This is a genomic window from Paenibacillus flagellatus (assembly GCF_003217775.1).
Classification (GTDB): domain Bacteria; phylum Bacillota; class Bacilli; order Paenibacillales; family NBRC-103111; genus Paenibacillus_AB; species Paenibacillus_AB flagellatus.
In genome coordinates this window covers 1-22,281 of record NZ_QJVJ01000012.1, presented here as the reverse complement: position 1 = coordinate 22,281, position 22,281 = coordinate 1, and the positions used below count along the sequence as shown (strand labels likewise).

The following is a 22,281-nucleotide window of genomic DNA, read 5'->3' as shown; positions in this document are numbered from 1 at the left end:
GATGCGCTGCACGCCGGCGCCGTTTCGTTCCCGAAACCGGAGGCTTTTTTGCGTTCGCTCGACAAACGCCCTCTCCTTTTCCCCGCATTCCTTCTGTAAGTCCCCATCCTTATCCCGCTCCCGGAAAGACTTCCACCCTAGCGCCCCGCCGACAACCGCCCCCATTCTCGCCGAACTCTCCCCCCTTCTCCAACCGGAAAAGTCATCATAGTCCCAAAACATGTCATCATCGCACCTACTTGATGAAACCGCTCCCAACTATAATGAAAACGTATTCGCAAACTACTACATAGGAGAAGGTGAATCATGAGAACCGGACGGTACCGAATGAATGTGTTCCTGATCGTCTGTCTGCTGGTGTCGCTGTTCCCGACTTTCGGGACGGGCGCGCTGGCGGCCGATGCCGGGAGCGGCTCCGTAACCGACGACGTGTATGCGGTGTCGTTGGACGGGAGCAGGAAGCTGAAATTGAACCATGTGAACGTGAATGTGGACGCTGCGCCGCAGAAGAAAGATTACGTGGCTCTCTTCACGAGCGGTACGTCGGTAACGAACGTCTCCGGCAACAACAATGCCGTCTTCGTGAAAACGACGAACGCCGCTATCCAAGTGGATGCGCAGGGCAACGTATTGAAGATGGTCGGCCCCCAGGGAGGCATCAATCCCAGCAACAATAAACCGTACAGCTGGGACCCGGACCAAAATGTCACGATTCCGCCCGGAGGTTTCGTCCTTCTGGCATCCGATGACAATTGGCTCGATAAAAACTTCCGCAAGGCGCTCTATAATACGTTTCAAGCCGGCGACACCATTGCCCTCGAGCGCGGAGGCGTACGGGTAACCGCGGCAGACTTTTTGCCCGATCCGGCCCAGCCGACTCTCCAACTTTCGACCGCATCCGGCACGACCGTGACGACGGCTACGTACACCATTCAGGGAAAAGTGCTGAACTATGTGTCCGGCACCGGCCTTGCGGTGAAGGTGGGCGACGCGGACGCTAGCGTGCAGCCCGACGGCTCGTTCAGCCAGCCGGTCACCTTGACCGCGGGCGCCAATACGATTCCCGTCAAGCTGCTCCGCAACGCGGACGTGCTGCAGAGCGAATCGGTCGTGATTACGTATCACGTCGGCGACCTGATCGAGATCGAGGCGCCGCCGGAGGACATCACGATCGTCGTCGAAGGGCCGAAGAAGCCGATCAATTACATCGACAAAGATGTGACCGGCATCCCGAACATCATCGCCCTGTTCACGACCGAATACGCGTCGAAGATTACGATTCCGGCTACCAACGTCGCGATTCAAGTCGACGCGTCCGGCAAAGTGATGAAGATGATCAACAAGGCGAACGGCACCAGCCCGCCGTCCTGGGTAGGCGGCGAGCTCGACATTCCGCAAGGCGGATACGTCGTCATGGCGCAGGACAACAGCTACGCCACGCTGGATTTCAAAAAATATTTGGCGACCAAATTCAATGTAGGCGACGTCGTCAAGCTGCGCAAAAACGGCAACGTCGTTCCCGTCAGCGAGCTCATGACCGGTCTCGGCGCCATTCCGCGCCTGCAGCTGGACGGCCTGACCATGTACACGACGCCGTCGACGACCGCGACGATTGCCGGCAAGGTGACGAACCCGGACGGCGCCGTCCTGCAGATCGGCGGAACGACCGTCGCCATCGGAGCGAACGGCACGTTCTCCCACCAAGCGGCGCTTACGGCCGGCCCGAACTATATCGATGTCACGGTTTCGAAGGGCGGCACCCAGCACGACAAGAAGTCCGTCATCGTGTACAGCCGGCCGTCCCTGCCCGCCGAGAAGCAAGTCATTTTGTGGGTGGACCAGGCGTCGAACGCGAAGAAATTCCAGTCGAGCCAAGCCGTCCTCGACTTCCTGACCAAGGCGAAGAACGCCGGCGTTACCGATGTCGCCTTTGACGTCAAAGGCGTGGAAGGCTTCGTCTCGTACAAGAAAAACGATCTGACCCATCGTCCGTACGTCAGCGAGATGACCGCGGTCGATCGGCAGGGCTCCAACCCCGATCTCGACCTGCTGGAGCTGTTCCTGACGCACAGCCATGCGCTCGGCCTGAAGGTGCACGCGGCGTTTAACGTCTTCGCCGAAGGCTCGATCGCCGTGAAGGACTTCGCCATCATCGATCAGCATCTCGACTGGGAGGAGCGCGTCTACCGCGTCGACGACGGCGGAGAGATCAAGCGGCTTCGCGAGAGCGCCTACGGCCAGCGCGGCTTGTCCGGCGCCGCCAACGGCGCGGCCGTCCTGTTCGTCAACCCGGCGAACGACGAGGTGCGCGACTTCCAGCTGAAGACGTTCGAGGAAGTGCTGAAAAACTACGACGTCGACGGCATCATTCTCGACCGCGGCCGGTACGACAACGAAACCGCCGATTTCAGCGACGTAACGAAGCAGAAATTCGAGGCGTTTTTGCAGCAGCGCGGCAAGCAGCTGAACGCTTGGCCTCAAGATATTTTCCGCTATGAGGACGGCAGACGGGTAGACGGTCCGCTCATCCAGGATTGGTGGGAGTTCCGTTCCGGCACGATCGAGAGCTTCGTGAAAGAAACGCGCCAGCTCGTCGACCGGTACACGGCCTCGAAGGGACGGAAAATCGAAACGTCCGCCTACGTCGGCGCCTGGTTCGAATCGTACTACTTGAACGGCGTCCATTGGGGCAGCAAAAACTTCCGGTACGACAGCCGGTTGAACTTCCCGACGAATTCGATCTACACGGACGGCTATTACCAAACCGGCTACATCGACCATATGGACTTCCTGATGGTCGGCACGTATTACAGCACGCCGCAAGAAATTCAGCGTTACATTACGCTCGACTCGATCGTGACCAACGGCGAAGTGCCGCTGTACGCGGGCATGGCGCTCGCGGACCTGCAGTCGCCGGAGCTGCAGCGCACCATTTTCCAGACGGCGCTCGGCAGCTCGAACGGGCTCATGCTGTTCGACGCCTCGCTCGCCAACTGGCCGATCATCAAAGCGTCGATCGATAACGAAACGTACGTGAAGGATTACCAGATCGGCATGAGCAAGCCCGGCAGTCCTTCCTCGTTCATCGAGGGCGACTTCTACAACGTCAGCCGCAACCTCGGCGACCTGAACGTGTACAACGACGAGTACGGCACCTCGACCGGCGGGAACCGGTTCGGCGTCGAAGTCGTCGCGGACGCGACGGGCAAAGTCGTCAAGATGGCCAACAAATCGCAGGCGATCAACTGGAACTGGAGCGCGCCGCAGGACAACAACAGCGCCATTCCGCCGGGCGGCATGGTCATCTCCGCGCTCGACCTGAACGGCGTGCGCACGAAGCGCCAGCTCATCGCCAACTCGTACAATATCGGCGACGACATTCGGGCCGCGGCTCTCTCGGGCTTCCTGAACTACGACGGCAAAACCGTATCGACCCCGAACCCGGAGCTGCGCGGCAACGTCAAGGTGCTCGGTGCCGGAACGACCGTTAACGTCACCTTGAACGGAACCGCGGCCGCCGTCGCTCCGAACGGCGATTTCGCCGGACGGGTGAACTTGCAGCAAGGCGTCAACACGGTCACCTTTGCGGTTTACGTAGACAACATGAAGACGAACGAGAAGTCGATTCAATTGACGTACACGCCGGAATCGAGCAGCGACGATTCGTCCACGACGCCACCGCCGTCGTCCGGCCCGGTCGTGACGACTCCGAACCAACCGGCACCGACGACTCCTGCGGAATCCGGTGTCGTGATCCCGGCAACGCCGGTTCAGACGACGGACGACAGCGGCAAGCCGGCGATGAAGGTGACGCTCGACGCGGACGCGCTGAACAAAGCGATCTCCTCGTTGCGGCAGCAAGGATCGACGTCGAAGCAGCTGATCGTCGAAGTGTCGGATACCCAGCCGGTCGCGATCGTATCGCTTCCCGCACAGTCGCTGAACCAAGCGGCCGACTCCGTGGACGGGGCCGTGCTGACCGTCAGATCCGGCGGCGTGACGTATCACCTGCCGGCCGACCTGCTCGACATCGACGCGATAGCGAGTGAATTGGGCGTTCAAGCGGGAGACATGCAAGTGCTGATCACGCTCGAGAAGATAACCGGCACGGAAGCGGACGCCATCGCCGATGCGGTGGAAAAGCAAGGCGGCGAAGTGATCGGCGACGTCTACGACTTCAGCCTCCGCGTGCAAGCCGGCGGCAAGACGCGGACGATCGACGATTTCGGCAGCCGGTATGCGGAGCGTTCGCTCACCCTGTCCGGCAACGTATCCGGTTCCGCAACCGCCGTCGTCATCGACCCGGCTACCGGCGAGATGACGTTCGTTCCGGCCCGCTTCATCCAAGCGAACGGCAAAACGACCGTCATCATCAAGCGGACCGGCAACAGCCTGTATACCGTCGTCTCCTACAGCAAGACGTTTGACGACATGAAAGGCCATTGGGCGCAAGCGGACATCGAGCGCCTCGCGTCGAAGCTGCTCGTGAAGGGCGTTACCGACACGGCGTTCGCCCCCGACCAATCAATTACGCGCGCCGAATTCGCCGCACTGCTCGTACGCGCGCTCGGTCTGACTCCGCAGGACGGCTCGTCGTCGTTCGGCGACGTCCGCGCCTCCGACTGGTTCGCGTCCGCGGCGGCAACCGCCTCCAAGGCCGGGCTGATCGAAGGCTACGAGGACGGCACGTTCCGTCCGAACCAAGCGATCAGCCGCGAAGAGCTCGCCGTGCTGGCCGCACGCGCGTTCGACTTCGTGGACGGCCGGGCCGCATCGGGCAGCCCGTCCGCGCTGCAGGCGTTCGCGGACGCCGGCAAGATCAGCGGCTGGGCCCGCGACGCAGCGGCACTCGCCGTCAGCGAAGGCATTCTGAACGGCGTCGACGATTCCGTCTTCGCCCCGCAAGACCATACGAGTCGCGCGCAAGCCGCCGTCATGCTGAAACGGCTCGCGACGAAGCTCGGATTGATGAACTGATCCGCATCCTACGAACGGGGGCATGGCGTTATCGCCAGCCCCCGTTTTCCATGTCACACAAAAAGAAGATGATGCCCATAGGGCACCATCTCTACCGGATTATTTCCCCTTCTTGAGGAACCCTTCGATCGGATAAAGGTCCGAACCGATCAGCGTCGTCGCCGTTACGGTTTCATCTTCGCCAGGGTAGTACGTTTTTTCTTCAATCTTCAGCTTGACATGCGTTCCCTTTTCCACCTTGTACGTACTCCGTTCCAAATCGCCGGCTTCATTGATCTTCGTAAACGTAAAGGAGATATAGGCTATCGAGCTGTCCGCTTCTCTTAACACAAGGGCAAGCTCGTCCCCGGCTTTGTACCCCTCATAGTCGAAAGTCAGGTTGTAGACGCCGATATTCCGGTCGTAATGACTTGCATTCGCCTGAACGGCCCCCAACAGGTTGTCTTCCTTCACGGACCAAAGCTCGAGTTGGAATTCCGGAACCGTCCCCGTCTGCGTGTCGTTGTTGATTTTCACATGGAACCCTTTTGCCGCCGGCACCGTTTCACCCGAAGGAGACTTCTCCGCTTCCGGCTCCACGTATTCGGCTGCCGAGTCCATCCCGATCCGGTTGCTCGTTCCGTCCCAAGTCACGCCGAAATTGATCGCTTTGGCGATATCGCGCAATTTGAAATAGTTATTGCCGTTGATATTGTAGGCAGTTAATTGCGTTTGCTTCCCATCGATGTAAATAACGGATGCGGTCGACGACGCCTTCTGCGTAACCGGCTTGTCCGACAGGGCGAGCTCTCCGCCTACGGAGGTATAGGCTTTTCCGGTGATCAGATTGATCGCATTTTTGTCGCTGTCCCAGCTCACTTCGAACTGCTTCCGGGTTCCGCTCAAAACGGCGGCAAGGTCCCGCAGCTTGAAGAAGTTATTGCCGTTAATGTTGTACGCCTCGAACGATTTTTCATGCCCGTCGACCCTGACATTCGAAGCCGTCGGTTCGGCATTCACCGCCTCTTGTACGTCCGCGGGGGCACGCTCGGTTTTCGTATCCCCCTCGGAATTCGACCCGTTACCCAAAATTTGTACGACAAACTCCGCTACCGTATCGGCGGAGAAGTCGCTGCCGAACCGCACATTCACCCCGTAGTAGCCGGGCTTGCTTAAGGTGGCGACACGGTTGGCCACTTCGACGTCCTCCCGCTCGCTCCCGAGATCGAAAGACCGCCCGTTCAGGCTCGCTTTCGGGCGATAGCTGATATTCGGATGAGGATCGTTTCCTTGGATGGTAAGCGTGACCGCCGTATCCGAAACGAAGATGATGTTGCCCACTCCCGCGCCCTCATCCTCAAATTCCTTCTCATCGATGACATTCGATACGGATACGGATCCCCCGTTTTTCGTATCGACGCGAACCCCGCCGGCCGCCATAGCCGTAAGCGACGCAAAAACCGAAACGATTAAGCTGAATACCACCAATATGGAAAACTTCTTCATGGCGCTAATCCCCCTTCTCCCCAATTGCATGCAATAGGCTGCTCCATAAGCCATAATACCCGGTTATCCGAACGATTGCAGCCGACTATAAGTCACATGGACCGGAATCGTTACACACGGATGGTCGAATGGCGAGCATGCCGATTCCATGTCCAACATCCTCTTGGGTATTGGTACGGCATTGGGACAAGGTGAACCGAGCGTTTTCGTGGACCATCGGGACGTGAAGGCTTCGGAGGGTGGCGAGCCGGCGGTATACCCGCCCGAAGCAGCAAAAAAAGCGTTCTGTTCCAGCAAGAGCCGATCCATTACAGCCCTAAAGCGTCGTACTCTGCCATTCCGGGTTTAGGGTTCAACAGAGGAACGTTGTCACCGAGTCGTTTGGATGTTCGGTTCTCCCTACCTTTCCGCCTGGACCATGTCTTCCCACGGTACGGACAACGCCGACGACAAGCTGCTGCGTGTCTTTTGCAAAAATCGTCTGACGATGCGGTATCCCGCCTCGAAGCCTCCGAGATGCGGGATTCCGAAGGACGGGAGCCCTTGCGCGGTGATGAGCGGATCTCCGTAAAGATGGGCGGCGACGACGTTGGCCTCCTGACGGAACGCTTGCGGCGCAAGGCGTGTGCAACTCGCCTCCAGCTCCTCTTCCGTCAATGGAACCACCTTCGGAGGCCGCATGCTGCCGGCCTTGATCGGCGTCCCGTATATATTGACCGATACGTCGTCGTAGCTTGCTTCGCCGTAGTATCTTGCAATAGTCGAGAGGTGCTCCTCCCAGTCCGCCGGCGGAAGGAAGCTTGCCAGCTCCGGATGGGCTGCTTCGGGAACCATACTTTGCACGAAAGCGGCCGCCAATCCTTCCATAACAAAGGCTTCGCCGAGCGGGATGGCGGATTCGATCCGCTGTACGCCTCGCCGAATTCCGTGGATGAAGCTCCTCGCGAGAACGGAATCGAGGCGACTCAGATTGCCCGTAGAAGGCCAGATGCGCAGCAGCAAATAACCCGGCGCGCGACCGTAACAGCTGATCCCGGAACCGTTCAGCATCAGCGTTCCGTTCGCGCAATCCGCCGGCAGGACGACGACGACGAGCCGTTCCGGCAGCAGAGAGGACGGGAGCGCCCTCGCCAACGTTTCCAGCCTCGTCAAAACCCGGGTATCCAGCTGCTGCCGTTCCGATTGGTCAAAGCTCCATTTCGTCGCTTCCAGGTTCCTCGACGGATTAAACAGACCGTACTGCTGCTGCGCTTCCAAAATATCGATACCGTCGCTTCGGACGGCGGAAAGGATATCGGCGTCTTGGAACGACGGCTTCCGTCCTTTCACCTTCTTCAGCAAAGTAATCGTACCGTGCTCGCTTTCTGCCCACTCCAAGTATCGGGATAAACGTTCATTAGGAGGAATTCGTTCCGTAAAAAAACGTTTTAGGGCAGGCAAGGTGTTTTGAAGCTCAATATGCATCGGATTCTTCCCCCTTTATGTCGAATATCGTTGTGCGTTTCCTTCAATTGCGGACATATATTCATTTTTATCGCTTCGGCGTTGGAGTCGTGCCCCCGTTCATTATGCCGCCATTCTGAACGGTCTTATTTGCCATTTCTCATAATCATCATGGGTACTAGGTGCTCGGAATCTATGTTGTATAGCGGCGAATCCCTTTCTTTATGTACTTACTTTAAGGGTTGACGCAGCGTAAGTGTCAATACGTTCGGATCCCGGAATAGCGACAAATCGGCTGCTCCTCCTTCAAATACTCACTCCGAAAAATGAAGGGACCTCCCATAACACGTTGTCTCTTCTCACTAACCGATACAGTCCAATTCGCGGACATCCCCGGTCAAGGGCGGTGCAGACAGATGTGCCGACAAGGCAACCGCCCCGCCCCACCCTGGCCTTCCGTATTTTACGCAGGCCTGCTTGCGGCTGCAATCTTCAATGGTGCTCGGAGCAACACAGCGAATACCTTCGATTGGGGGCTATCTACTAAACGAAACGCTAGCGCATCATTTACCGCCGTTCAATGATCTTGCCCGTCGAGGCTGCCCAGCTCGATTTATAAAAAATGCGCTGAGTGTTTTCTCCGGAACATCCGGATCATCCCCGCCAGTGCCCGCCTTCTCCGTCGCCGTGACACCTACTTCTTCGGATAGGACTTCCGGTCCTCCCTTGTTCCGAAGCAAATATAAGGATTGCCCAAAATCCCGCCAACGATCTAGCAGCCTCGTTATCCGCTATCCCTCCATCGTCACACCGCATTCGATCGTTCTTCGCACTACGGGCGCGATCGATCACGATCAACATACACACCCTTACCAAAAAAAGGTACGAAGCCATATACCGCTCAGCCTCGTACCCGTATCGTCCCATTTATTCAGGAGGCTCACTCTCCCACGCTACGCCTTCCCCGCGTTACGCTCGCCGAGCAGCGAGTTCAGCTGCTCCAGCAGGTTGCCGCCGCCCGTGAGCGAGATCGTGCCGATTTTCTCGCATATTTTCTCGAGAAATTCCAGCTCCTTCAGCCGGAACAGCGTCTCGTTCTCGTCCATCAGCTTCGCCGTGTTCAACAGGCTGCGGGTCGACGCCGTCTCCTCGCGCCGGGTGATCGTGTTCGCCTGCGCCTTCTTCTCCGCCAGCAGCACCGTGTTCAAGATGTCCTTGATGTCCCCCGGCAGGATGATGTCCTTCACGCCAGCCGACAAGAACCGGACGCCGTACTCCTCGCTCTTCGCGTTCAAGCGGGACAGGACGAACGTCGCGATCTCCTGCTTCATGCGGAGCAGGTCGTCGAGCTTCATCGTGCCGACGTATTCCCGCAGGTGGAGCTGCAGCTGGATGTACAGCTGCTCCTCGAACGACTTGAACGACAGCGCCCGCAGCGGGTTCGCGATCTGGTATTGGCAGACGAAGTTCAGCCGCAGCGTCACCTTGTCCTCCGTCATCATCTCCTGGCCGGTCATGTCGATCTGCTGCTGACGCAGGTCCACTGTCTTCACCGTTACCGAGACCGGTCCTTTCCAGAAATAGTACTTGCCCGGCGCCAGCTCCCGCTGCATGACGTGGTTGTAGAACAGGACGCCCGACTCGTGGTTCGCCACCTCGAACGTCTGGTAGTACAGCATCAGCTTCGGCAGCACCGCCGGGTTCAAGCTCGCCGGCAGCTCGGGCTCGCGGATGTCGATGCGGACGAATTCGTGCTTTTTCAGCACGTTCCAGAACGCATGGCTCCCCGCCTTCAGCAGCGACGCGAACTTGCCGTCCTCGTAGTGCAGCGCCACCTCGTGGTCGGCCACGTGGATCACGTCCAGCTCGCGCAGCAGCCTCTCGTCGTGCGCGAACAGCGCCAGCTCCTTGCCCGGCACCTCGAACGGCTTCACGATCGAGAGCGTCTCGACCGTATAGCCGGACCACGACAAGAACCGGTACGTGCCCGGCGCCAGCATCCTTTCGTAGCTTCCGCGGCGGAACAGCAAGCCGCGCTCGTCCGTTTGGATCGTTATCGTTTTCAACATGGGATGGAACCCCCTTGTATAGTCGTTGGTTGGGTGACCCCGAACCTTGGAATCCTCCTGCGTCGGCAGCGGAATCCCGCTTGAGAACCGGGGAGGCCGAGGCGTCTCGCCGGACTTGCCGGGAACGGAGGATCGGCCCGCTTGCAGCCTGCCTCCCTCCCCGTCCGTTCGACGGTCGGGCCCGCCTGCCCGGTTCGGTATCCGCGGATTGCAGAGCCCCGGCGCAGCGTGCGTAAGGTGCCACCGAGGATTCCAGGCGAAGGTCGGTTTGCTTAATAGGTATCCCTCGATGGAAAGTCGAGTTCTCTACCAGAGACATCGTGTCAAGACGATGCGGGGAATCGAACCCCATTGGCGGAGCAAGAGCCGGAGAGGCCGTACAGCATACCCGCACACAGCGTGCGCGAGCACTGCGGGACGGTGAAGACGTCCCTGCCCGGGTACGCCACCCGTACATCAAGCCCATGTATGATCAAACGTCCTTCGGACGTCAACCACCGTTAGTGGTGAAAGGTTTGGCGGCCGGGAAACCCGGCGCCTCGGTTTATACGCCCTTGATGGCGGCCATCGGCTTGCATGTCGCCACCACATCGGCAAGCGACGCGCCGACGACGCTGTCGATGATTTGGTCGACGTCCTTGTACGCTTGCGGGCATTCGTCGAGAATCGACTGGAGCGACCGGTGGTTGACCAGAACCTCGTCGTCCGTCCCGACCCGCAGCGACCGTTCGAACTGATCGACCGTCACGAGCTCCTTCGTCGCCTTGCGGGAGCGAGCCCGGCCGGCACCATGGCAGATCGAGTAAAAGTTTTTGATCCCCTCCGGCCGACCGACCATGATATACGACGATGTTCCCATCGAGCCGGGGATCAAGGCCGGGTGCCCCGTCTCCTTGTACGCCGCCGCGTTCAGGAAGTGTCCCGGCGGCAGCGCCCGCGTCGCGCCTTTGCGATGGACGAGCATCGGCTCGTTGCGGTGGAACTCCTTGAGCGCATAATTGTGCATCAAGTCGTAGAGCACCGGCAGCTCCATCTCCGCCCCGAACACGTCGCGGAACGCTTCCCGCACCCCGTAGGCGATCATATGGCGGTTGCTCACCGCGAAGTTCAGCGCCGAGTACATCAGGTTCAAGTACGACTGCCCTTCCCGGCTCGCGATCGGGGCGTAGATCAGGTTGCGGTCCGGGTTCTCCACGCCCCAGCTGTACATCGCCTCGCGCAGCTCCTTCGTGTACGCCTGACCGAGCATCGCGCCCCACGCCCGGGAGCCGGAATGGATCATGACAACGACCTGACCGTCGAACAAGCCCCACCGTTCCGCCAGCTCCCGCTGCTCCTCCGCCAGCTCCACATACTGCAGCTCGATGAAATGATTCCCGCCTCCCAGCGTCCCGAGCTGCCCGTGAGCATACTTGCGAATCTTCGGCGGCAGATGCTCCAGGTACGCATGGTCGAACTTGAACGTCGACTCCTCCACGTGCGTCAGCCACCGTTCATCCGGGACGTACCGCTCCGGCAATCCCTTCAAGCCGTGCCGCACGACGTCCATGATGTCGATATCCGCATAGTGCGTATTCGTCCGCTCGTTCGTCGGCACGTACCGCTCGATCGCCTCGATCAGCGCCCGGCGCACCGCCCGGTCCTGTATGTCACGACGATGCAGCGGCGTCAGATGCACCCGCATCCCGCACCCGATGTCCACCCCGACGATCGACGGCGACACGAAGCCGTCCTTCATCCGCCACACCGCCGTCGTCCCGATGCACGTCCCGACACCCACATGCGCGTCCGGGGTATAGCTCATATACACATTGCGCGGAATGCGCAAATTGTTGTCCGCCATCTCGTATACCTTCGCCTCGAACGATCGCATCACGTCCGGGCTCGCGTACAGATGCAGCCGGCCGTGCGGCAGCTCCATCTCGTAATGATTGTGTCCATGCTCGATTGCTTGACGTTCCATGTTCCTCATAAGCCTCCGCTTCGTTGATCTCTGCCTCCTATATTCGCTCATCCGAGGCGCCGCGAACATGGCGAAAGTATTACGACGTGGAAAATGTTTGGGGAAAATGGAAAGCCGCCCGATTGGGACGGCTATGGCTGAGCGGGGCTACGTAAGAGTTCGGGTCAGGACCGGCTGGTTTTGCTGGGGGGATCTCCTTCCTCGTTCGGGATCGCCGAACGGTTATCTGGCGCGGGGGCATCCGGCTTGCGAGGCTTCGTGATCGTGCGCCAGTAGCCGTAGTCTTGGATCGGGGCGTTTGTGCTCCGTGACCCGCTGGCTTTTTCGCCGTCTTCCGATGCTTTCGCCTCCTCCTTTTTGCGGTGGCGGAATTCCAAGTACAGGTTGAGGAGGATGACCGGGACGCCGATGGCGATGACCCACCAGAGAGGGATGTCTTGGGTAAGGATCATGCAAGCTCCTTTCTTTTCGGGGAATGGTAGGTACCCATTATTTATTGGACTCCAAAATGCCGTCGTCAAACAGGAAAAAGATAAGAAGTTGGATGCCGTCCTGTAGTCCTTTGGCATAGAAGTGCTTGTTATGTAGGGTGTCGAGTTCTGTGAGCAGGTTGAGCAGGTTGTCTAGATGCTCTCTTTCATGCGGCATGTTTGCGAGGAGTTGTTGTTCGGCTTCCCTAGTACGGGCTCGTAGTACCTTAACCTCTTCTAGTTGTTCGGCGTTGCCGGATAAGAGGCGGAACCTCTCTACGATCGTTTCATTGATCCATTCATGCATAGGCCTCCTCCAATCGCGGAATACTGAATAAATGATGTTACGCATATACGTACCAGCCCTTCTTCAATTATATGGTACGTTATCGCGTATAGTCAATTCCAAAGTGGAGCGGTGATCCAAATGTCCAAGAAAGTGGTTGTGAAAATTCCGGAGTTGTTGAAACAACGAGGTATTTCCTTAAGGGAGCTCTCCCGCTTGTCCGACGTCCGCCATGCCGCCTTAAGCGAGTTAGCCAACGGCAAGCGCGCGAACATCAACTTCTCGCATATTGAAAAAATCGCCGATGCTCTAGGCATCAGCGATATTCGGGAGATTGTGGATTTGGTGGAGGGTTAGAAAAAGCCCCTCAGTGCCTCAAAATCACGTAAAATCAAGGCTCTTAATGTTCTGTGACGCACTATTCTCTTAATTTATCATACTTTATTACGAATTTTTGCGGCAGTTTTTAAGGCAATGACTCATATAATGCCAGGCTAGTTTTTCGCCTATTTAATAGAGTTAAAATAATGCCTCTAGGCGAAGATACCCTAATTTGATGTAAGGACGTCAATGCGGCGAACCGTAGCATGCTGTCCTGACTGGGTTTTCGGCGTTTTGTATTATTTCCAATTATCGCTAAATTCGCGACATTTTGTTACATGATTGTTACCGTATCAATAAACTTATTTTCGGGTTATTTCTTATTGAAAACACGGAATAACTCAGCTACTGAAAGAAAAAACAAAAATATCGCTATCCAAATAATCCAACGATGGCAAGGCAATATGTAATTGAACTTGGTGAAGTAATTTACTACTCCAACACAACTCGCAGCTTTCGCAGATAATATCCCAAAATAGAAAGACTTAGTTCTATTTCGTTTTATTTTAAACTGTAATGGAACCGAATATTGTACACTTCCGTCCTTAGAAGTAGCATTGTACGTAACATAAGAATATAGCGACGAAGACTCTAATGTATTTGTCTTCAATGTTATCTCTCTGTCATCCAAAGAACCAGAAACTATTATTTTTGAAGGTTCGTTTACAAATATTAAGTTTGGGTCAGTTACATCTCGAGTATACTCAGAAATCTCATCATTTGAAGATGTGTTATAAAGCGACAATTCGATTTTGTAATCTTTATTATCTCGCAATTCATAGATTGATTCATAGTTTTTAAACTTGCTTTTAATACGCTTTTTTCCACTTTTATTATAAAAGCCATTAATATTAAAAAAAGCGAGATCTGGAAACTCCGCTTTCAAATTATCTATTCTCTCAAACCATTCATGCTTTGCTCCGTTTTTTAAATCCAAGTCTGAAAAGTGTATGCCATCAAGTGGTGTTTTACCTTGAGCCGTAGATATGTCGATTTCCATATCAATAAATTTCTCAAATTCAATATAGAAATGGTATTGCTTTGTTACAGGACTAATTTTATAATCGATTATCTTCGCCTTTCTAATAGAATGAAAACTCTGATTGTTTTTTTCATAAAAGAAAAGGATACAATCGGTTTTATTCTTTTTATAATACTCAAGTTTATTGACAACATCTTGATGTAACCATTGCTTCCTATATCTTAGTTGAATTACATGTCCATTAGGATAGGACAGTGCACGATAAATTGATTCTTTATAAAGGGGTCTATGATTTGAACTAAAAAATGCCAGCATGCCTTACACCTCTGATCGTTTTTGAAATATATACTGCAATTGCTTTTTGATGTATAATGTAGTATATAGACGTGTCGGGGGGTACAATTATGTCTGAGGTCGGTAAGCCTATACAACTTAAGGAATCTTCAAGAACATATTTTTTTCCAAATGGTGGGAAAGTAGTTCTTTTAAATGTAACTGAACTTATTGTTCGTGACTCTGGGACTCACCGTTTGAAGACCGCTGATAACAAACTCCACATCATCCCAACTGGATGGATTCATATCGAGATTGATGAATCCGAATGGACCTCCTGAAAGAGGCTGGGTTACCTGCCTCTGCCTCTTTCTTTTACACACTATAAAGGAATAATCCTTATTCGTTTACCAAATGTAATGACCCCATCATGAAAATTGACTGAAAAAGCCTGAACTTGCATACCTAATTCAAGACACTCTTTGAAACTATGATAATATTCCCTGTAAGTATCATCAAGAATAATTCTTCTAACTGTAGGACTTAATGAGACAATAATATATGAAACTTTTTCACCTGCCTGAAGCAATTGTTTTATCCTCGATAATTGTAAAATTGCTCTTTCAGAATAAATACTTGGAAACATGACCTCTTGTTTAGAAGATATTATCCCTTTGACTTCAATGACAATCCGAATTCCTTCTTCATTTTCTAACAATAAATCGGCTTTGTATCTGTTAATTAATTGTTCTCGTTTGATACTAAAACCACTCAATGTTTTTAATTTATTTTCCTGAATCATAAATTGAACGATTGAATTTATCATATTCAAATTAATTAATATATACTTATTGTAATACTTCACCGCGAACAATGAATATTCAGTTCGTTTTTTTTTACTTTGATTTTTAGTTAATAGTACCTCACGATTGTGCAATTCCAAATAATTCTCAATGCGTGAAGAACTAGGTACGTAGCACTCATTAACCAGCCCATTAATCAGTACTGTACATAGAAATCTATTTTTACTTTCTTTAATAAAGATTCCCTTAATTGTCTCATTTACAAACACACCACACACACTCTCTTTCTACCATCTAAGAAGTACACCGTCAGGTTCGTTTCTGACGGTGTACTATAATTAAATATACTTCTCTAAAAAGCTCTCTAATTCCTCTTCACTGATGTACAGTCCCTGAAGTCTAGTCATATCACCATTAAGTGAGAATAGCATATCGCCTTTACCTAACAAATCCTCAGCACCCGGCGAATCCAGAATAGTCATTGAATCCTGGTGCGCTGGTAATCTGAAAGAAATCCTGCAAGGGATGTTTGTTTTTAGATTCGAAGTGACAATATCAGCGCTTGGTCTCTGGGTAGCAACTACTAAATGTATTCCTACATTTCTAGAGCGTTGAGCCAGTCGTATCATTTGTCTCTCAAAATCCTTTTTTCGACCTTCAAGGTCTGCTACCTGAACAAGGTCAGCATATTCATCAATTATTACAACGATCGGCTTTAATGGTGCTTCAGGATTCTTCTGGTTGTAGCTAAACAAATCTCTACTACGCGATTGACGAAGTAGTTCAGTTCTTCTTTCCAATTCATTCTCAGTCAAATCAGTAAGTATTTCGACTGCCTTCTCCGCATCCAGTATTACCTCTTTATTCCGAAGATGCGGCAGACCGTCAAAGAATATAAAATCAGTTTGCTTTGGGTCAATAATTACAAGTTCAAGTTGTTCGTGGCTATACTGAGAAATTAAGCTCACAATCAAGCTATAAAGGAAAATTGTCTTTCCCGAGCCAGTAGAGCCAGCAGTTAGCATGTGAGGAGCCTGGGCAATGTTAAGCAGCTTAAATTCTCCACTTGGATCTTGTCCAATGACCACATTTAGATTTCCAACCGGCGTATCGCGCGGCAGCATATTAAGATAATCTAAAAGCCTAATTGAATCGCTGCTCTTACGAGGAACATCAACAAAAACAAATTGAGTACCACGTTCGTTCCCAACAAGAATTTCAGATTCTGCTTCTATTTCTCTAGTAATATCCGTACGATACCTCAAAACCTTTTGCAATGTTTCGCCAGCCCTTAGTCTTACTCGGAATCTAATAAATCTTGATGCTACTAAAGCCAACTCTGGATCAACGGACGAAACATCGATTGAATAATCACGCATTGCTCTAAATAATGTACCCGCATTTTTAATAATTAGGTCCTTTAACTCCGCCGTTGTATCTCCAGCTAGTTTTTGAAATGCCTCTGCAGTTTCAATTTTATCATCAATAATATTGATTCCATCAGCCTTGTAACTTCTTTCTATTGCTGCATCTGATACAACAGTGATTTTCTCGATTACTCTTTCAACATCCCGCTGGGTCGTACTCTCATCAGATGAAATGTTAGAATTTGAGAAAGCATCTGTTGAAGGTTGAGTTGGATTTCTGCTTCCCTTAAAGCTTAAGGAATCGAACTTACTTTCGAAGCTGACCTCACAACAATTTACTAGAACCTTATTAATAAAATCATCACGTATCTCCAGCAGGTTAATTTTATAATCTGAGTCCAACTGCCTGCTCGTGGAAGTTCCTTGCTCGCTAAACCTGACATGATGAATTGATGAGTTTATTGTGACAGGTATCTCCCCTGCGAACAGCCGATTTAATTGGTATGTCCACTCCTTTTTTTCAGACTTTGATAATGGAAGCCGATAAAAAGACCTAAAAGCCTGAAACCTCAGTAGCTCTCTTCTTGATGTGCTTGTAATCTTGTCCCTCTCATTAAAAATCTCGTGAATGATGCTTCTGACTGAATTAACCTGTTCAACAGCCTTTCCTGTGATCTCATTTTGGTCAACTTGATAAGCACCATCGTATGTTTTTACCTCAATGATATCTATTACTGCTTGATGCTCATCAAAAGTGATTCCAATTAGATCAGAGAAAGTCCCTTCTTCACGTTCATCTAGCCAACTCTGTGCAAGCTCTGTATCTAAGCTTACTATAATAAAATTCTTTGAATTTTGCTTTGACCAAATTGCAGAGATAGCCGTACCAAGGGCACCTTTAGTATGATTAATATTAAAGGTTCTATCTACCTTTGAAGATGCAAGACTCAAAACGCCCCTTTCATTCAAGCCTTGAATTGTTCTTAATACCTTACCCACACACTCTTCCCTTGGATCATAATTTCCAATGGATCGAATTGTATAGTCCATCCCCTTTGTAAGCTTTGCCCAGTCATTTGAATAAATTCCTACGTCACGAAAGGACTTTGACTGATAAAAGATACACTTCTCTGAGCCTATAACGCTCAATTCAAGATTCTTTAAATTGGCATCAGCTATTATTAGCCATGGCACAGTTTCAAGCAGCCTATTAAATTCCTGTTTACTTGTCTCTAGCTCTAAAACAATTGTGTGATGCCACCCCTGAGGCTTGTCGTTTAGACGACCAATTAAATCATGATGATCAGAGAATATATTTCCATCTGAAGCAGGTAGTATCTCTACTTTATCCGCGATAGGGTCATACTCAAATACCTTCGGAATGCACAAAGGATGAATTTTAAGTAGTGGATTTCTTCTAATATTTGAAACGGACTTTCCACATGGATCAAACAATACAACTGTATGGAAGTGATTCTTTTTCACTAATTCAACTAGTGCATCGAAACCTAATACAATTGTGTCGATCTTAATTGAAAAGTTTGGATCATTTGAGAGGGCAAACTTACTGTATATGGTATCATCCACATCATCAAAGCTTGACCAATTTTCAGGAGTCTCTTTAGTTTTAAATATATGTATATGAGCCCCCTGAAGGCTTATATCCTTTGCTCTAAGCATACCTTTAACCAAGTCAAAAACATGCTTAACGCTTGGAGGATTCACAAAGGCAACTCTCAGTCCGAACGAACTGTGAGGATATACCTTAATGAGCTTCGTAAGAGATTTTTCGATTACCTGAAGCCCGTCAAGCATTTGGTTGACCTGCTGCTCGCTTGAATAAATCGGCAGCTTACCAAGCAGGCTTACCTCTGGAATTACTCTGTCGCCTTTGTTTGAGATGTAGCTACTGACGAAAACTGTAGGTAATGGATTTGGAATTTCCCCTGATGCCCGAACAAGGAAATCTTTATCTATCTCGCTCAAACTGGAAGAGGATTCTCTTAATCTGACCGTAAGCTCGACGTATTTCCAAAGATATAATGGAAATAATGGTGTGCTAGTTGCGTGAACGCTTTCCTCACCAATGATGTAGATCATGTCTAAAGAATTAATGCTAGCTATTAATTGCTTCGAGCCTTTGGGGCTGAAGGAGCTTAATAAACCATAATGCTGCTTAATAAGCTTAAGAACTCTCCCGTACAAGTCTACATATTCAGAACAGCTTTTTAGAATTTCATCGGATTCAACAATCTTAAGCATTGGACAATCCGCTAAACGGTGAGCCGCGCTTACTAAGCTGCTTCTGATAGATAACAGTTCATTAAAGACTTCAAGTAACCCCTTGACCTCAGCGTATTCATCCTCGAATAGAGCGATAATTTCCTTAATTCCATCAATATATTCTCTATCAAACACTCTAACTCGAAATTGCTCCAATGAACGAAATGCATCTATTGGGTTTTTAACATTGGCTTTTATTACGCCTCCAAAGGAATTCTCACCAACAAAGGTTTGAATAAGGTTGTGGATCTCAGGAATAAATTCAATACGAGTGCTCTCATTTTCACTCTCAACATTGACTTTGCTTGCTTTACCTTTTTCCCACTCAGTATATTTTAGCTCAATCTCATCAAGCAGTCCTTTTACCTTATCAGTGTCATGCTCAATTATTAAATCAACCGCGGTTGATTCCGGCGAATCTGACTTTTTTCTTGATTTTCCCGAGATGCTATCAGTATCAGAGTCTTCTATATCATCATCAACGTCAACTGGCTTTTTCTTGTTTGTCTTCTCATTCTTCACCTTAGAAAGAAGTTCCTGTACCTCGCTGTATTTCATTTTTCCGAGAACAGAAACATCTCTTGTACTATAGTATCGAAGAATATTTGAACGAGTAGAATGGAATTTATCTGATTCAGGATTTGATTGAATTGCCTTTCGGTCCTCTTTATTTAAATTGCTTATTCGTGAAACTATCCTAGAGTTTTCAATTAGCCTCTGTCTGATTGAATCTATATTACTCTTCACAAATACACTATCATCAATTAACAAACCTAATCTAAATAGTTGCTCTACAGAATCTCTTGGAATATCTTCATCATTTAACGTAAGGTGCTGATAATAGTCAATCAGTCGTTCAAGTGAAATTCTATCCATTATTCTCTTTGAATTTAGAGACTTCCACATATTCCTTAACGACTCATTAATTCCCCCAAGCTGCTTTTCAGCATTGACACATAGCTCTTTATAAATCTCTTCTGCGGTTATTTGCTCATACCAACGAAGGGAGGAGAGCTTTGGAACTGCCCTTTTTACAATTACAATTCGTGTGCTATTAACGTCTCCGTCATTTCTAAAATCCTCAGCTTCCTCAACAGAATAGTACAGGGAAAGGTAGGTAAGCTGACCACTCAGCTCAAGTCGAAGCTCATCAAGCTCAACGTCTGTGAAGCCAACGAAAAAAACTTTAGGCATTGCTAGGTCTTGTTCTCTAACTCGAAGTTCAAGCATATTTATAAATTTACTATACGAGTATTTTGGTAAATCCTTCAGGAGAATACCATAGCTCTCATTAAATACTCTTTTGCTTACAATAGCAGCAAGTATATCAGAAAGTACAATTTCAGAAGACATTTTTTACCTCCTTAAGGAAATAACAGTTACACCATCCGCATAGCGCTTCCCGTATCCCATTGAGATTAATGTATCAGCGATTTTCTCCGCATTTTTCGCCAAATCTCCAGCCAGATCACCAGGCGTATTTGGGGTCACCTTCCAGGTAGTTAGCTTTTCAAAATCGGTCTCAGGGTTAGCACCAAAAATGATGCCGTATCTATCCCATAGCTCATGACCAAGTTGGCTTAAAGTCAAGCCACGTCCCGGTTCTAGAATAGTCAATAGTAAGATTTCCAAAATAAGTGGATCAGGAGAATATCTCTTTCGCTTTCCACCCTGTGCCCTCGGCGCGAGCAGAGCAATTCTTCCCCCAAAGGTTGAAATGAAGCTTGAAGGATCAGTATCATATTCGTCGGCAAAGAGCTTAAAGCGTGAAGCCTTAATAAAAGCTTGAAAGGGGTCTCGGAGTTGCTCAAAGTAACCTAGGTACAGTGCTCGGTAGCTTTTCCGCTTTTCCTCCTCCTCCTCACGGTTAGAGGTTCTTCTCGTGCTTTCCTCTAAACGCAAATCATTAATTCGTGCAAGCATTTCGTCATGGGTATATGTATCATATTTCTCAGGTGATAGAATTTCCTCTAAACCCTTCTCGAAGAACTGTTCAATAAGCAGCTTAGCTACCACCAAGGTCTCTTCGCTTGCATACTTCACTGAATCAAGCTCACCATCTGCATCCAAAAGAATGGGAACCCTATCATCAATAGAATACTCTGAGGATAAGTCTAGCACCTTTGAAGATAAATGATTTATAATAGCAAAACATCCAAACAGAATGATCCTTTCCAAGGTCAAGAGCTTGTTTCCCGAAGACATTTCATTTTGAGCTAGCTTATCAAATGAAGCCCTTAATCTAAACTCCACCCCACTCAGCAAAGGTAAATTTGAGTTGGTAGCTTGATCGTGAGTTTTCTTTTTTGCAAACTTGGTCAGAGGCGCTGCGATTCTACTAAGATCATCGTTCTCATTTTCTAAATATTCTTTGATTAGTCCTAGACATGGTGAAAACTGACCATTTACCTCTGTAGTAAGTAAGCGGTATAAGAAGCTGTGTAAGCCAGCTTCTAGCGCAACAGACCCTCGAACTTGGGTTTTACTGCTGATTGTCAATACAGTATTATTTGCACTTGGGAATGCAGCATTATCGGCATTAAAAATGATATTTAAGTAAAACCGAAGCATATTTATCTCATCATCGTCAAAGCCATTCTCATCGAAAGCATCGTTGTATTTATTCCTTATTTCTGATGCTGGATTTACCTCCTTACCTTGCCTCCAGCGAATTATCCATTCATTTAAAGCATCCACCGTATAGCTTTCTCCAGATACAAGTCTAAATAAGCCATTAGCAACATGAACCGGTTTAATAGATGATGAAGTAGGTCTATATTGGATATAATCATTTAATACCTGATTCCCATATTCCTTCAATCGGTTTGCCATTCTCTTACCTCCGCTTTGATACATATTGTGCATTATTGACCTTTACTCGATATAATGAACGATTATCCATATCCCTGATCAAAAACTCATTAGCTCTGCTTGTCGATTCTAACGAGGAAAGCTCGTTCATAAAACGAAGCAGCTTAAATTGATGCTGTTCAGGTACTAGCTGTGATGGATATCCTATTTGAACTAACGTTAAAACTCGATAAAGGTTTAGGTCAATTCTTAGCTCAACAAAGGCCTTTTCTTTCGACTTATATACGCGGAAGAGAAAATGGTCGGGAACGTATTCCATTTCCTTCAAATGGGCAGGCAGCCTTGGAACAAGCAGTTCAATTTGATTCGAATACGCATATTTACTTGTAACAGCTACCCTGGGATAAGTGCGAAGCTCGTATTTATGTGTCGTCCAGATTTTGAGCTTATCATCCTCATGATCATCAGGATTGAAAAATTTATTGATACCAGATATAATTTTCCTTATCATTTCATCCTGTCTATCGTAGCCTTGAATCAATATATCGTAATATGCTTTATACCTGAATTTCGAAAGCGCATAAGAATGCGGTGGCGATCATCCAGGAGCGGATCAACAACTGTGAATAAGTGGGAGTGGGACCAGCGAAATTTTGAAACCAATATCCACATGGGGATAACTCCCCCC

At 49.9% G+C, this 22,281-nt stretch carries 13 protein-coding genes; 2 read left to right on the top strand and 11 right to left on the bottom strand.

Annotated features, from left to right (window positions below; genetic code table 11):
• Nucleotides 1-306 precede the first annotated feature (306 nt).
• On the top strand, nucleotides 307-4,977 hold the full coding sequence (locus DLM86_RS23950; RefSeq protein ID WP_110842606.1) for an S-layer homology domain-containing protein: 4,671 nt from the start codon (nucleotides 307-309) through the stop codon (nucleotides 4,975-4,977).
• Nucleotides 4,978-5,076: 99 nt separating this feature from the next.
• Here the strand turns inward: DLM86_RS23950 and DLM86_RS23945 are convergent, their stop codons facing one another.
• From DLM86_RS23945 to DLM86_RS23920, 6 genes are all read right to left on the bottom strand, one after another.
• The gene (locus DLM86_RS23945) at nucleotides 5,077-6,462 is read right to left on the bottom strand and encodes a stalk domain-containing protein (RefSeq protein ID WP_158289640.1); all 1,386 of its coding nucleotides are present in this window, start codon (nucleotides 6,460-6,462) and stop codon (nucleotides 5,077-5,079) included.
• Nucleotides 6,463-6,861: 399 nt separating this feature from the next.
• Nucleotides 6,862-7,839, bottom strand: a complete 978-nt coding sequence (locus tag DLM86_RS23940) for a DUF2268 domain-containing putative Zn-dependent protease (protein WP_158289639.1) — start codon at nucleotides 7,837-7,839, stop codon at nucleotides 6,862-6,864.
• Between the two features lie 1,019 nt (nucleotides 7,840-8,858).
• Nucleotides 8,859-9,974 carry a slipin family protein gene (locus DLM86_RS23935; protein WP_110842604.1) on the bottom strand — a complete coding sequence of 372 codons (1,116 nt, stop codon included), beginning with the start codon at nucleotides 9,972-9,974 and terminating at the stop codon, nucleotides 8,859-8,861.
• Between the two features lie 544 nt (nucleotides 9,975-10,518).
• A complete protein-coding gene (locus tag DLM86_RS23930; RefSeq protein ID WP_110842603.1) occupies nucleotides 10,519-11,937 on the bottom strand; it encodes an RtcB family protein in 1,419 nt (472 codons plus the stop codon).
• A 164-nt stretch (nucleotides 11,938-12,101) separates the two neighbouring features.
• Nucleotides 12,102-12,389, bottom strand: coding sequence for a hypothetical protein (locus DLM86_RS23925; protein ID WP_110842602.1), 288 nt, complete (start codon nucleotides 12,387-12,389; stop codon nucleotides 12,102-12,104).
• A gap of 37 nt (nucleotides 12,390-12,426) precedes the next feature.
• Complete coding sequence (locus DLM86_RS23920) at nucleotides 12,427-12,714, bottom strand: hypothetical protein (RefSeq protein WP_110842601.1); 288 nt, start codon at nucleotides 12,712-12,714, stop codon at nucleotides 12,427-12,429.
• A gap of 120 nt (nucleotides 12,715-12,834) precedes the next feature.
• On the opposite strand from DLM86_RS23920, the gene DLM86_RS23915 reads away from it, so the two are divergent.
• Nucleotides 12,835-13,050: a helix-turn-helix domain-containing protein gene (locus DLM86_RS23915; protein WP_110842600.1), complete on the top strand. Its 216-nt coding sequence runs from the start codon at nucleotides 12,835-12,837 to the stop codon at nucleotides 13,048-13,050.
• Between the two features lie 337 nt (nucleotides 13,051-13,387).
• On the opposite strand, the gene DLM86_RS31805 is transcribed toward DLM86_RS23915, so the two are convergent.
• The 5 genes from DLM86_RS31805 to DLM86_RS32190 form a co-directional block, all read right to left on the bottom strand.
• Nucleotides 13,388-14,371, bottom strand: coding sequence for a hypothetical protein (locus DLM86_RS31805; RefSeq protein ID WP_146250282.1), 984 nt, complete (start codon nucleotides 14,369-14,371; stop codon nucleotides 13,388-13,390).
• 340 nt (nucleotides 14,372-14,711) lie between these two features.
• Nucleotides 14,712-15,401 carry a DNA/RNA nuclease SfsA gene (locus DLM86_RS23905; protein ID WP_158289638.1) on the bottom strand — a complete coding sequence of 230 codons (690 nt, stop codon included), beginning with the start codon at nucleotides 15,399-15,401 and terminating at the stop codon, nucleotides 14,712-14,714.
• Between the two features lie 69 nt (nucleotides 15,402-15,470).
• Nucleotides 15,471-20,135 carry an FtsK/SpoIIIE domain-containing protein gene (locus tag DLM86_RS23900; RefSeq protein ID WP_110842597.1) on the bottom strand — a complete coding sequence of 1,555 codons (4,665 nt, stop codon included), beginning with the start codon at nucleotides 20,133-20,135 and terminating at the stop codon, nucleotides 15,471-15,473.
• Nucleotides 20,136-20,138: 3 nt separating this feature from the next.
• On the bottom strand, nucleotides 20,139-21,614 hold the full coding sequence (locus tag DLM86_RS31800) for a hypothetical protein (protein ID WP_146250281.1): 1,476 nt from the start codon (nucleotides 21,612-21,614) through the stop codon (nucleotides 20,139-20,141).
• Nucleotides 21,615-21,618: 4 nt separating this feature from the next.
• Nucleotides 21,619-22,134, bottom strand: a complete 516-nt coding sequence (locus DLM86_RS32190) for a hypothetical protein (RefSeq protein ID WP_158289637.1) — start codon at nucleotides 22,132-22,134, stop codon at nucleotides 21,619-21,621.
• Nucleotides 22,135-22,281 lie beyond the last annotated feature (147 nt).